Below are 12,308 nucleotides of genomic sequence, written 5' to 3'. Positions count from 1 at the left end.
AGTGTAACACGCGCTGATTAATTTTCTACTTGCTTAATAACTTTATTTAAATCATCCATTTTCAGATTCTTGCGTAAATATTCTTCACTTTCAGGTAAAGCAATTTGAACCGATTGCTTGCACTCATACGCCAGCTCAGCATTACTTGAAGAAAAATCAATAACATGACCACCAAGTTTACGTATAGTATCAATAAAATGCAGATGAAAACCGGCTACAGATAATTCTTTGAAAAACTCTGGCGTCCAGAAACCGATTAATGTGCCAGTGACCTTCTCTACCGTATCTACTACTTGCTGTTCAAAAACTTTAACAACAGACGGATAAGGTTTATGCTGAGCAAACGGGCGACGAATCTTTAGCTCATCAAACTGTCCGCTGATTTTTACTGCCACAAATACATTATCCAGAGGCAGATAGTGCGCCAGATGCGCATACAGATTGCTTTTACAGACATCAGTTATATCCACGACTTTATCAGGCTGAAATGTTGTAACCTGTACGAACGGCAACAGCTCATTATCGCCCATCACCTTAACCGCCTTATCACCGTCGGCCTCCAGAAAATCATGGTCAACAATTACCTCACCGGCCAGCGCATGAGAACAGCCTAAACCAAAATCACCATATTTTTTTGCTTCTCCCACACTAAATACTCCATCAAACAACCCTGCCATCAATGCATTAATGGTTGAAAACTGGACAATTGCTTTTTTCATTTTCTGCTCCGAGAATAGATAATAAATTTTATTTACATATTAATATACTCTAAAATAAAAATTTATTGAATAAACAATGTTTATATGGTTATTGCTGGTCAATTTAATACCAATAAATAACCGGACATCAGCAGAATCAATTAATTATTTTGATAATGTATTTAAATTCAGAACTGCAAGGTTTGAATCAGGTTTTGTGTTGCAGTTACACTGGTAACAGCACTCACCTTTGGCAGATATCCTGCTGAAATCAGATTGTCCGGTGCAGGTAAGACTACTATGGTATAAGCGGTTCTCTTTATTTCTGCATCTGCAAGGCAGGTGGTCACAATCAATCAAACTGATTCGAAAACTCACCATGAAATCTTTTGTTTATTATTTTCTGGCTGCTGTTGCTGAAATCAGCGGCTGTTTTTCTTTCTGGGTCTGGCAACGCATGGGAAAATCAGTACTCTGGCTACTACCCGGCACACTGCCACTGTTGTTATTTGCATGGTTGCTGACGCTGGTGGAAAGCAATATTGCCGAACGGGCATATGCCGTTTACGGCGGTATTTATATCTGCTGTTCGTTGCTGTGGTCTTGGCTGGTAGAAGGATCTGTACCGGATAGATGGGATATCAGTGGTGCACTGGTATGCCTGCTTGGTGCAGCAATCATTTTGCTTGCTCCGCGTGGCTAAACAAAATTTGTTTATATGATTATGGTATTTACCAGTGCGAAAAGTGACAAGCCGGCAGGCTGAGTCTAAACTTATCGTTTATTGCTGAACAAACTATAGCTGTAGATTATTATGCTACTGAAGAGTTTACTTTCATTATCGTTAGGCACATTTGCACTGGGTATGGCAGAATTCAGCATGATGGGTATTCTGCCGGATGTGGCGGTTTCACTGAATATCAGTATCGCTCAGGCCGGACATTTTATTGCTGCTTATGCAATCGGTGTCTGCTGCGGTGCATGGCTGCTGGTGTTAAGTTACCGTCTGCCGCCCAAAACCATTTTATTGTCATTATCGGCATTGATTGCCATTGGTAATATACTGGCTGCATTATCTCCGGGCTATATGACCTTACTGGTAGCACGTTTTATTTCCGGTCTGCCGCATGGCGCATACTTCGGTATCGGTTCCATTGTTGCTACCAAACTTGCACCGCCGGGACGCTCTGCGCAGGCTGTAGCACTGATGATTGCCGGCATGACAGTAGCCAATCTGATTGGTGTACCAGTAGGTACATGGCTGAGTTTGCATTTAAGCTGGCGTCTGGTATTTACTCTGGTGGCTGTAGTGGCCATCATACTGGTATTCACCTTACGGCGTTTTATCCCTCAAATGGATCGTTTACCTGATACTGGTATTCTGGGACAATTCCGTTTTCTGAAATCTGCTGCACCATGGCTGATACTGGCTGCCACCATGTTTGGTAACGGCGGGATTTTCTGCTGGTTCAGCTATATTAGCCCCTTACTCACACAGGTATCCGGTTTCAGTGGTAATCAGGTCAGCTTACTGATGGTACTGGCCGGCGCCGGTATGGTCGCCGGTAACTGGTGCGGTGGCCGTCTGGCCGACCGTTATACACCGGGTCAGGTCGCAGCCGGCTTACAGGGACTGGCAGCCGCAGCACTATTACTGATTTTCCTGTTTGCATCGAATAGCTGGTTATCAGCCATACTAATGTGTGTATGTACATTCTGTCTGTTTGCTGTATCCGCACCACAGCAATTGTTATTACTGCGTCACTCTCCGGGCGGTGCCTTGCTTGGAGCCGCCAGTGTACAGATGGCATTTAATCTGGGTAATGCCATTGGTTCTTATAATGGCGGGCTGGCCATCAGCCATCACTGGGGGTATCAATATCCGGCATTACTCGGGGTGCCACTGACATTAATTGGTTGTGCCTGCCTGTTGTGGTTTCACCGTCGTTATGAAAATCAGGGACAGGATATCTGAACTATAAGGAAATAATAATGGATGAATCTATACCACCGGAAATCAGGCAACGTCTGCAACTTGCCAAAAAAAATGGTAATAAAACCGAACAACTGCGTTTATGGCAGGAATACAGTAGTCAGCAAGGCTTTTCCAGTGAATGGGTAATGGCTGCACGGCTGGGAGAAGCAGGTTATACAGATGAACAGGCTCATATGGTAGCCTGTCTGTTCGGCCGATGCTAGTAAGTATGGGTTATATTATAGATACTTATGGCTGAAATTATTGTTGAAACACACCCGTTGAAACCTTTTTTACCCGCAAATGCGCGGCTGATGATGCTCGGGTCATTCCCTCCGCCTGCCGGACGATGGAAAATGAATTTTTATTACCCGAATCTGCAAAATGATATGTGGCGTATTTTCGGGCTGGTATTTTTTCAGGACAAACATTACTTTTTTACTGATAACAATAAAGCATTCAACGAGAAACTCATCCGTACTTTTTTATCAGAACGCGGTATAGCCATTAATGACGCTGCCTATCAGATCAGACGTTTACAAAATAATGCAGCCGATAAATTCCTCGAAGTTGTTACACCGGTAAACTTATCAGCAGTACTGACTCAGATTCCGCACTGTCAGCATATTATGACTACCGGAGACAAAGCTACCAGCACATTATTACAACTATTACCAGCAGATACACCAGTACCGACTATCGGCCATCCTAGTCACACTATACTGGACGGCCGGCATTTAACTTTATCCAGACTGCCTTCTTCATCGCGTGCTTATCCGCTTGCACTGGAAAGCAAGGCAGCAATTTATCGTGATTATTTTGCTAACATTGGGTTATTGAATTAATTTTAACTATTCAGTGGGGGAATTTTTATGCATATTCTGATTTTTGGTGCCAGTGGCGGCGTTGGCAGGACATTGGTTGAGCAGGCATTAGACAGCGGAGATGAAGTAACTGCTGCGCTTCGTTTGCCGGAAAAATTTGATTTACAGCATCCTAAATTACATATTCGCCACTGTGATGCATTTAACGCTGCTGATGTAGCGGCACTATTTACCGGTAACAGCCAGTATGATGCTGTCGCTTCTGCTCTGAATACCAATCAGGGAGTTAAACCGGGTGATGATTTGCAGCGCATGCTTGACAACATCGTTACACAATTACAGAAACATGGCATTAAACGTATTGTGTATTGCGCCTCTGCCGGCGTGGATAATGAACTTGAAGGAGAGCGCGGTCAGGCGGCAATGGAATTCTTACGTTATCCGCTGGCAGACCATCGGGCGGCAATCGGAATCATTCAGGCAGTCGGTCTGTCTGCAACCATTGTGCGCCCGCTTGGCTTAACTAATGATGCGCTTTCGGCTCATTATCTTGAAGCAGCACAGGGTGTACCAGCAGGAAGTGGTCGTATTGCCCGCGCAGATGTGGCACATTTTATGCTGAAAGCACTGCACAATGATGCTTATATCGGACAATCTGTCGCATTATCCGGCGTCTGAATAAATAATTGCCATAAGATGAATCTGACCGTCTGTCTGCTGTAGCAGGCAGACAATTTATTATTTGCGGATTTTTCGATAAAACGACGCTTCACCCTCCGGACGGGTTTTAAAGCGTTTATGCAGCCAGTAATATTGTGCCGGCTGTTCACGTATTCTTGCTTCAATAAAATCGTTCATGCGCTGAGTATCGGCAACCACATCTTCACTGGGGAAATGTTCCCACTGCGGATAAAAGCGCAGAGTTACTGTACCATCAGTCTCGCGGGTTGGAATAGCAGGAATCACTTTTGCCTTAGTCAGAGCAGCAATCCGGCTCAGACCGGCGATTGTAGCAGTTGGAATACCGAAAAAATTCACAAAAATTGATTCACGCCGGCCAAAATCCTGATCGGGCAGATAAAGAAACGGAGCGGTACTGGTTTTGATTTTCTTGATAATTGCACGCAACCCTTCCGTACGCCCAATCAGAAAAACATTATGATAACGATGACGTCCCTTAAGTATCTGCTCATCCATCTGTTTATTTTTCTGATGTGAGTAAACACTAATCAGAGGTACATCCTGATTAAGAGCATAGACAGCTGCTTCAAAAGCAGTAAAATGCGGATAAAGTAAAATTACCTTTTCACCCGCGGCGAGAGCTTCATCAAGATAATGTTTATCCTGATAACGCACCAGCTTTTTCAGCCGGCCTGCATCTCCATACCAGTACAAACCATATTCCAGTAATAACATGGCCATATGGTAGAAATGTTCACGCAGTATTTTGCGCCGCTGCTGTTCTGTCCATTCAGGAAAACAGTGACGCAAATTAATCAGACCAATACGTCGTCTTGGTGCTACCGCATAATAACTTACCCAGCCTACACAGCGTGCCAGCGCATGAATCATACATAATGGCAGTAATTGCAGCACATACAAAAAAGCAAACGCCAATTTCATCATCATTACTATTGTTACCTAACTGATTATCGCCAGCTCTATCATTAACTGCGCTCTATTGTACACAAGCTGCGGTCACTTTACATTCACTGTTGTATATAACTTATTGCAATAACCCCATAGCAAATGGTGACAGGCAAAATACTCCGGATAAAAATAAATACGGCCTGCAAAGACACAGACCGTATGAACCGGATTACAGACAAACTAATGTGCCCCGCCGCCACCGCCACTGCCAAACGGCGGTCTGGCAAACCACACCAGTACAATCAGAATCAGAAATGTCATCCCATACAGCCAGAACAGATCATTGGCACCCATAATATGAGCCTGCTGCCCTATGGTCTGCTCAATCGAGCCCAGCGGCTGAGTACCACTTAAACCGAGCTGATTCATCCCTTGAATTGATTCATTCATCGTACTGTTATAAGGATGAATGTTTTCTACCAGTTGTGTATGATGCAAAGCCTCACGTTTATCCCATAACACATTGACCATTGAAGTACCAATACCGCCAGCCAGAATACGCACAAAATTGGAAATACTTGAAGCACTGGCAATCTGTGAACCGGACATATTAGACAGAGTAATCTGGGTTAGCGGCATAAAGAACATAGCCATACCAATCCCCTGCACAAACTGCGGCCAGAATACATCCATAAAACTCATACCGGCATTAAAATTGGTACGCCAGAAGAAACAGATGGCATATACAGTAAAGCTGATGGTTACCAGCACCCGCATATCCAGCCTGTTACCAAACTTACCAATCAATGGTGACAACAATACCGGGAAAATACCGATAGGCGCCGTTGCCAGCCCTGCCCAGGTAGCGGTATAGCCCAACTGCATCTGTAACAGCATCGGCAATAATACAATTGCGCCCATATAGGTCATATAGGCGGTACTGAGCGTAATCACACCTACCGTAAAATTACGGTCTTTAAACAGGCGTAAATCCACAATCGGATATTTTGCATACCATTCCCAGATAACAAAATAGCTCAGACATACCGTGGCAATAACCGCTAAAATAATGATTTCATTGGATGAGAACCAATCCAGCTCATGACCACGGTCGAGCATCATCTGTAAGGCACCCACACCTACAACCATCAAGGACAGCCCCATCCGGTCGATTGGCTGGTTTTCGGTTTCAGTTTCGCGTTTTTTCAGCATCTGCCATGAAATACCCGCGGCTAGCAACCCGATTGGCACATTAATAAAGAAAATCCAGCCCCAATGCCAGTTGTCACTGATAATCCCGCCAAGAATCGGGCCGAAAATCGGTGCCACAATAATCACCATTGACCACATAGCCAGCGCCATCGGGCGCTTTTCCGGCGGATAAGCTGCCATCAGCAGACTTTGTGACAGCGGAATCATCGGACCGGCCACAGCCCCCTGCAATACACGGAAAAACACCAGCAATGCCAGACTGGGGGCAATACCACATAAAAACGAGGCCAGCACAAAGGACAGTGTAGCCACGACAAATACTTTTACTTCACCAAAACGGCGTGCCAGCCAGCCAGTTAGCGGTACAGAAATAGCATTTGCTACAGCAAACGCCGTAATTACCCATGTACCCTGACTGTTAGCTGCACCCAGATTACCGGTAATAGTCGGTAATGCCACATTGGCAATAGTTGAATCCAGCACCTGCATAAAAACGGCCAGTGACAGAGCCACCGTAACCAGAGCAAGTGCCGGACCTTTTAAAGGAGAATGCGTCATTCAAGCAGCCTTATCGCAGAAATATTTTTTATCTGCAGCATATCCGGATAGCTGTACTTACAAGTACAGTCAATACTATTCACAAAGACGATACTTCCGGAATAACAAAAAAATCAGGCAAAATCATTACCATGAATAATGGCTGCTGGCGACAGAATATGCCCTTCTGCTTTGGCAGCCGTCGGATTATGGTTCAGTATTAACTCAATCAGGGTGCATATTGAGCAAAAATTTCCTCAATCATATTATTGATTGGAGTCCAGTCAATTGCAGCCATATTTCCATTAGTGGGAATCGCATTAGCCGCAGTTAAATCCTGACCATTCTGGTTGCGCGTACTCACTTCAACATCCATTGACAAACCTACCCGCAGCGGATATGCAGCCAGCTCTTTCGGATCCAGAGCAATCCGCACCGGCACACGCTGTACCACCTTAATCCAGTTACCGGTTGCATTTTGTGCCGGCAACAGTGAGAATGCAGCTCCCGTACCTGCTGACAGACCGGCTACCTTACCGTGATAAGTCACCTTACTGCCATATACATCAGCACTGATTTCCACCGGCTGACCAATACGGATTTTAGCCAGCTGACTTTCCTTAAAGTTTGCATCCACCCACACATTATTCAATGGTACAACCGCCATCAGTGCAGCACCGGTGGCTACCTTCTGCCCTACCTGTACATTACGCTTGGCAACCTGTCCGTCAACCGGAGCCTTAATCTGAGTACGTTGCAAATCCAGCCATGCACTCTTCAGATGACTGACAGCAGTCATCACTGCCGGCTGCTGACGCAGCGGAACATTGTGACCCAATACAGCTTTGGCCGCGCTTTCCTGTCCCTGCATAGCTTTCAGATTAGCCTGTGCTTCCTGTACTGCATCACGCGCATGACTCAGCTCCTCAGCAGAGATGGCATCTGTACCGGCCAGACTCTGGCGGCGCTGTAAGTCAGCTTGCAAACGTTTTAACTGTGCCTGTTGCGCTGCAACCTGTGCACTGGCCTGACGTGATTGAGCAGTCTGCTGCTGATTCTGGCGAATTGCATTAATCAGCTCATCATGTGCCCGTTCAAACGCCAGCTGCATATCACTGTTATCCAGCTCTACCAGCACCTGACCGGCTTTCACAGTTTGCGTATCATCCACATTTACCTTTTGTACCGTACCGGTAATTTGCGGAGTTATCTGTACCAGATGACCATTTACATACGCATCATCGGTAGATTCTTTATGCTGCCAAACCAGCAGATACATCAGCAGACAACCCAGTGCAATCAGCAGAAAAATCACGGTCAGCAACACAAGTTTACGTTTGCGACCGGCCGGTACCCGTTCTGACTGCGGCTGAACCGCCGGTTGTGAGGTGGTTACCGCCTCGTTAGTTTGCTTTTGTTCACTCATACGAAAATAGCTCAATAAAATTTAAAAATAACAGTAAATTAACGAGTAGCCTCAGCATCTGACATCTGGAAACCGCCGCCCAGAGAAGCATGCAGACTATTCCAGCTTTGCTGCTGCCAGGCAATGGTTTTAACCAAATCAGCCCGTGCACTCAGAGCAGCGTCTTCACGCTGTAGTCTGGTAATAGCATTGTCCAGACCGGCTGCCTGACGCTTGCTGCTGGCAGCCGCATTTTTCTGTGCCACCTGCCATGCCTGCTGCTGTAATGGCAGTGCCACAGTACTGTGCTGATAATCACTAATTGCATCAGCTGCCTGCTGCAAGGCAGTCAATACGGTTTTATCATATTGAGCTACCTGTTCATTATAAGCAGAGCGTTTACCGGATAATGCCGCCTGTAAACTGCCTGAAGTAAATAACGGCAGAGTAATGGCCGGAACAACACCCAGCATTCGTGAAGAAGAGTGCACCAGATCAAACGCATCAACATGCGCAAGACCTGCCAGACCCTTAATTTCAATATTAGGATAAAAAGCAGCCTCAGCCGCCTTCACACCAAAGTAATTTGACTGTAACAACGCCCGCTGTGCAGCAATATCAGGCCGCTGCCCTAAAATATCCGCCCGCAAACCATCAGTCGCAACTGCAGGCACCTTACCAAATGGCTGCGGTACTGCTTCCGGCAACTGGGTCGGTGATAATCCGACCAATGCCGCAATACCATGACGGGTACGTTCAATATCCGCCTGTGTCTGACGTAAAGCGCTTTGCAAATTCAGTACAGTCTGCGTAACAGCATACTCATCACTTGCCGGCTGTAAACCTGCGCGAATCCGGTTTGCAACCAGCTTCTGCAACTGCTGATTCACTGCAATACGCTGTTTCAGAATATCCGACTGTTCCTGTAACTGCTGCCATTGCGTATATTGCGACACAATACTCTGACTCAGTACCAGCCGTGCCTGTTCCTGCTGATAAGAAGCTGCAAGACGGGAACCCAGCGCAGCCTTAATCAGATTACGCTGTCTGCCCCAGAAATCAAAAGTATAATTAACCGCTACCGCAGCCATTTCATTACTGAAAACATGATTTGGGTTATCACCGTCCCGATTTGAGTCAGGCTTCGGATTCAGATAGGCGGCCACACCATTAGCCTGTACCCCGACCTGAACACCAGCTTCGCCTCTGGCACCACGCCATTGAGCCTCAGCTTCTGCAATACGCGCAGCCGCAATACGTAAATCCGGCGCATTGGACAAGCCGGTTTCCACTAATCTGTTTAACAATGGCTGATTCAGCCCAAGCCACCAGTTTTGTTTTACTGCTACAGTCTGCCCTGCCGGCAGTTGCAGCTGACCGGCATCCTGTGGATTTTCTAACTCAGGCTGTTTGCCAAAATTGGCACAAGCAGATAACAGCAGCAAAGCAACAGGGCTAACAAGAGCCAGCTGACGTAATCGGGGCGCAGATACAGTTAATTTCATGCAAATCTCAGCAAAAAGTTAAGCAGCGGTTAATAACTTAGTTAACAGCTGCTGTAATTGTTCATATTCCGGTTCACTCAGGGCTGACCATACCCGCCGGTGTACCTCATTGGTTTCCGGACTAACCGTTTGAATCAGATTCTCACCGGCTTTAGTTAGTTTCAGCGTAATTTTGCGCCGGTCATAAGGATGAGTAGAGCGCGTAGCCCAGCCATTAAGCACCAGATCATCCGATAAACGCGTTGCACTGGTACGAGTCAGATTCAGGATACTGCTCAGTTCTGATGGTAAAATCTCATGATTCGGTCGTGAATACACTGCCAGCAATGCATGCCACAGACTTTCTGATAAATGGTGCTTGTGTAAACGTTCATTCAGCTCACCGTGAATCGACGTATGTACCAGACGGATTAACCGGCTGAGCATCACCAACTGAACATTCATGCTTGGCATTTTCACTGCCAGCACCCCTAAAGTAGCTTCCAGTTCGGTAGCAGGAAGAGAAAAACCCATCTTAGAACACCTCAAAATCCAAAAAATAAACCATTTTAATAACCATACCACTTATTATAAATGAAGCTTATTATTTAGCTGAAAATATTCCATTCCTAAAATAGTCACTACCTTAGCAAATTTTTTGAAAAGCCCTCTTATCTATCTGTATATCTGCATATTGCCGGTAACAGTAAATACCCTATACCGTTATCGTTTTTTCCAGCCCTCATCTATCACCTGTCAAATACAATTACCGGAAACAGACTCTACAGACCAGAACAGCAAATTGCTTTAGCGCATCATCCGTCGTTGCAGAAATGAAACAACCCGGACAGCATTCAGCAATACCGGTTAACCGGTTTTCAACTCAGATAAACCATCACTTAAATTTGTTAATAATTGGCTGCAAAGACCATAAACATAATTATTTTTCTATACAAACCATAAAGTAACAACTCAAAACCATACTTATGTGTTAAGAGCATAATTATATTTAATAACAGATTAAATATAGAGACATTTTGAATTTTTTTACGCCTTATTAACCAGATACCTGTTTTACCGGCTTCTCCACAACAACCTTTCACACCAGCCTTAAACAAAATTGCATCTTCCACCCTGTACAAAACTGCAATTTTCTTAGCAAATACATTACCAATAACGACATAAGCAGCATATTCAGCTTATTCCACAGACAACCTACTGATACAACACCATCACAATATATACATATCCTGACTAACTCCTGCATCAGCAAAAAAACAGGCTGCGTCAAAAGCAGCCTGTTTCTACATAACCAGAATTAAATACCTGCGGCTTCACGCAGCAGTTGCGCTTTATCCGTACGTTCCCAGGTAAATTCAGGCTCTTCACGCCCGAAATGACCATATGCCGCCGTTTTCGCATAAATCGGTCGCTGCAAATCCAGCATTTTAATAATACCCTTCGGACGCAAATCAAAATGTTCCTGCACAATTTCAATCAGCTTGTTTTCATCGATCTTGCCAGTACCGAAAGTATCAATCGCAATCGAAGTAGGCTGTGCAATACCGATAGCATAGGAAATCTGAATCTGACACTGACTGGCCAGACCAGCGGCAACAATATTCTTCGCCACATAACGGCAGGCATAAGCAGCAGAGCGGTCAACCTTGGTAGGATCTTTACCGGAAAAAGCACCACCGCCATGAGGAGCTGCCCCACCATAAGTATCCACAATAATTTTGCGACCAGTAAGACCACAGTCGCCTTGCGGACCACCAATGACAAAACGCCCGGTCGGATTAATCAGATATTGCGTCTCTTCAGTCAGCATATCAGCAGGTAACACCGGCTTAATAATATATTCCTTAACAGCTGCAACCAGCTCATCACGCTCGATATCCGGCTCATGTTGCGTAGACAGCACCACAGTATCAATACGTTTTACCTTTCCGGTTTCACTGTCATACACACAGGTAAGCTGTGCCTTGGCATCAGGACGCAGCCACGGCAGTTCACCACTTTTACGCACTTCACTCTGACGCTGCATCAGACGGTGTGCATAATAAATTGCAAACGGCATCAGTGCTGGCGTTTCATCACAGGCATAACCGAACATCAGTCCCTGATCGCCTGCACCCATGTCCAGGTCAAGCCCTTCCCCTTCATTAACCCCCTGAGCAATATCAGGAGACTGCTCGTCATAACACACCATCACCGCACAGCCACTGGCATCAAACCCCAGTTCTGATGAGTTATAACCGATACGTTTAATTGTATCGCGTGCAACCTGTATATAATTAATATGCGCACGTGTAGAAACTTCACCGGCCAGAACACACAAACCGGTATTTACCAGAGTTTCAGCTGCAACACGTGCAGTAGGATCCTGAGTCAGGATAGCGTCTAAAATAGAATCGGAAATCTGGTCGGCAACTTTATCCGGATGACCTTCGGATACCGACTCGGAAGTAAACAGAAATTCACTCATAATTGGCGGATACTTTCTGATGCTAATCAAGCATTATGATGGGCAGTTATAAATGCTTTTGTTACAATGTCGCCCAAATTTTCGAGTTTGAGATA

General features: G+C 45.4%; 12 protein-coding genes. 5 read left to right on the top strand and 7 right to left on the bottom strand.

The features are described from left to right. Window positions 1–17: 17 nt before the first annotated feature. Window positions 18–719 carry an acetolactate decarboxylase gene (gene budA / locus H3U73_RS10185; RefSeq protein WP_198190501.1) on the bottom strand — a complete coding sequence of 234 codons (702 nt, stop codon included), beginning with the start codon at window positions 717–719 and terminating at the stop codon, window positions 18–20. A 358-nt stretch (window positions 720–1,077) separates the two neighbouring features. Here budA and H3U73_RS10180 point away from each other — a divergent pair, with 358 nt between their 5' ends. The 5 genes from H3U73_RS10180 to H3U73_RS10160 all read left to right on the top strand — a co-directional run bounded on the left by H3U73_RS10180 (window position 1,078) and on the right by H3U73_RS10160 (window position 4,175). After that, entirely contained in the window at window positions 1,078–1,401 is a 324-nt protein-coding gene (locus H3U73_RS10180; protein WP_198190500.1) for a YnfA family protein, read from the top strand. Between the two features lie 111 nt (window positions 1,402–1,512). Continuing rightward, window positions 1,513–2,673: an MFS transporter gene (locus H3U73_RS10175; protein ID WP_078474468.1), complete on the top strand. Its 1,161-nt coding sequence runs from the start codon at window positions 1,513–1,515 to the stop codon at window positions 2,671–2,673. A 17-nt stretch (window positions 2,674–2,690) separates the two neighbouring features. After that, the gene (locus H3U73_RS10170; protein ID WP_025329944.1) at window positions 2,691–2,897 is read left to right on the top strand and encodes a hypothetical protein; all 207 of its coding nucleotides are present in this window, start codon (window positions 2,691–2,693) and stop codon (window positions 2,895–2,897) included. Between the two features lie 27 nt (window positions 2,898–2,924). Then, entirely contained in the window at window positions 2,925–3,518 is a 594-nt protein-coding gene (locus H3U73_RS10165) for a uracil-DNA glycosylase family protein (RefSeq protein ID WP_198190499.1), read from the top strand. Window positions 3,519–3,545: 27 nt separating this feature from the next. Further along, a complete protein-coding gene (locus H3U73_RS10160) occupies window positions 3,546–4,175 on the top strand; it encodes an NAD(P)-dependent oxidoreductase (protein WP_100125450.1) in 630 nt (209 codons plus the stop codon). A gap of 60 nt (window positions 4,176–4,235) precedes the next feature. Here H3U73_RS10160 and H3U73_RS10155 read toward each other — a convergent pair whose 3' ends face one another. The 6 genes from H3U73_RS10155 to metK all read right to left on the bottom strand — a co-directional run bounded on the left by H3U73_RS10155 (window position 4,236) and on the right by metK (window position 12,213). After that, entirely contained in the window at window positions 4,236–5,120 is an 885-nt protein-coding gene (locus H3U73_RS10155) for a lipid A biosynthesis lauroyl acyltransferase (RefSeq protein WP_100125460.1), read from the bottom strand. A 207-nt stretch (window positions 5,121–5,327) separates the two neighbouring features. After that, window positions 5,328–6,857, bottom strand: a complete 1,530-nt coding sequence (locus H3U73_RS10150; RefSeq protein ID WP_025329940.1) for a DHA2 family efflux MFS transporter permease subunit — start codon at window positions 6,855–6,857, stop codon at window positions 5,328–5,330. Between the two features lie 208 nt (window positions 6,858–7,065). Further along, on the bottom strand, window positions 7,066–8,262 hold the full coding sequence (locus tag H3U73_RS10145) for an efflux RND transporter periplasmic adaptor subunit (RefSeq protein ID WP_198190498.1): 1,197 nt from the start codon (window positions 8,260–8,262) through the stop codon (window positions 7,066–7,068). Window positions 8,263–8,300: 38 nt separating this feature from the next. Continuing rightward, a complete protein-coding gene (locus H3U73_RS10140) occupies window positions 8,301–9,746 on the bottom strand; it encodes an efflux transporter outer membrane subunit (protein WP_100125448.1) in 1,446 nt (481 codons plus the stop codon). Between the two features lie 18 nt (window positions 9,747–9,764). Then, on the bottom strand, window positions 9,765–10,259 hold the full coding sequence (locus H3U73_RS10135; RefSeq protein WP_078474474.1) for a MarR family transcriptional regulator: 495 nt from the start codon (window positions 10,257–10,259) through the stop codon (window positions 9,765–9,767). Window positions 10,260–11,043: 784 nt separating this feature from the next. Beyond that, complete coding sequence (gene metK, locus H3U73_RS10130) at window positions 11,044–12,213, bottom strand: methionine adenosyltransferase (RefSeq protein WP_198190497.1); 1,170 nt, start codon at window positions 12,211–12,213, stop codon at window positions 11,044–11,046. Between the last annotated feature and the right edge of the window lie 95 nt (window positions 12,214–12,308).

Source organism: Snodgrassella sp. W8124 (genome assembly GCF_016100875.1).
Taxonomy (GTDB): Bacteria; Pseudomonadota; Gammaproteobacteria; order Burkholderiales; family Neisseriaceae; genus Snodgrassella; species Snodgrassella alvi.
The sequence above is the reverse complement of the archived record's forward strand: the minus strand, read 5'-3'. Positions and strand labels throughout refer to the sequence as shown.

Excerpts from the sequence above, each read along its gene's own strand:
- H3U73_RS10175 (WP_078474468.1), top strand. The coding sequence starts at position 1,513 with ATGCTACTGAAGAGTTTACTTTCATTATCGTTAGGCACATTTGCACTG.
- H3U73_RS10160 (WP_100125450.1), top strand. The coding sequence starts at position 3,546 with ATGCATATTCTGATTTTTGGTGCCAGTGGCGGCGTTGGCAGGACATTG.
- H3U73_RS10180 (WP_198190500.1), top strand. The coding sequence starts at position 1,078 with ATGAAATCTTTTGTTTATTATTTTCTGGCTGCTGTTGCTGAAATCAGC.
- H3U73_RS10170 (WP_025329944.1), top strand. The coding sequence starts at position 2,691 with ATGGATGAATCTATACCACCGGAAATCAGGCAACGTCTGCAACTTGCC.
- H3U73_RS10165 (WP_198190499.1), top strand. The coding sequence starts at position 2,925 with ATGGCTGAAATTATTGTTGAAACACACCCGTTGAAACCTTTTTTACCC.
- H3U73_RS10150 (WP_025329940.1), bottom strand. The coding sequence starts at position 6,857 with ATGACGCATTCTCCTTTAAAAGGTCCGGCACTTGCTCTGGTTACGGTG.
- H3U73_RS10145 (WP_198190498.1), bottom strand. The coding sequence starts at position 8,262 with ATGAGTGAACAAAAGCAAACTAACGAGGCGGTAACCACCTCACAACCG.
- H3U73_RS10140 (WP_100125448.1), bottom strand. The coding sequence starts at position 9,746 with ATGAAATTAACTGTATCTGCGCCCCGATTACGTCAGCTGGCTCTTGTT.
- H3U73_RS10155 (WP_100125460.1), bottom strand. The coding sequence starts at position 5,120 with ATGAAATTGGCGTTTGCTTTTTTGTATGTGCTGCAATTACTGCCATTA.
- metK (WP_198190497.1), bottom strand. The coding sequence starts at position 12,213 with ATGAGTGAATTTCTGTTTACTTCCGAGTCGGTATCCGAAGGTCATCCG.
- budA (WP_198190501.1), bottom strand. The coding sequence starts at position 719 with ATGAAAAAAGCAATTGTCCAGTTTTCAACCATTAATGCATTGATGGCA.
- H3U73_RS10135 (WP_078474474.1), bottom strand. The coding sequence starts at position 10,259 with ATGGGTTTTTCTCTTCCTGCTACCGAACTGGAAGCTACTTTAGGGGTG.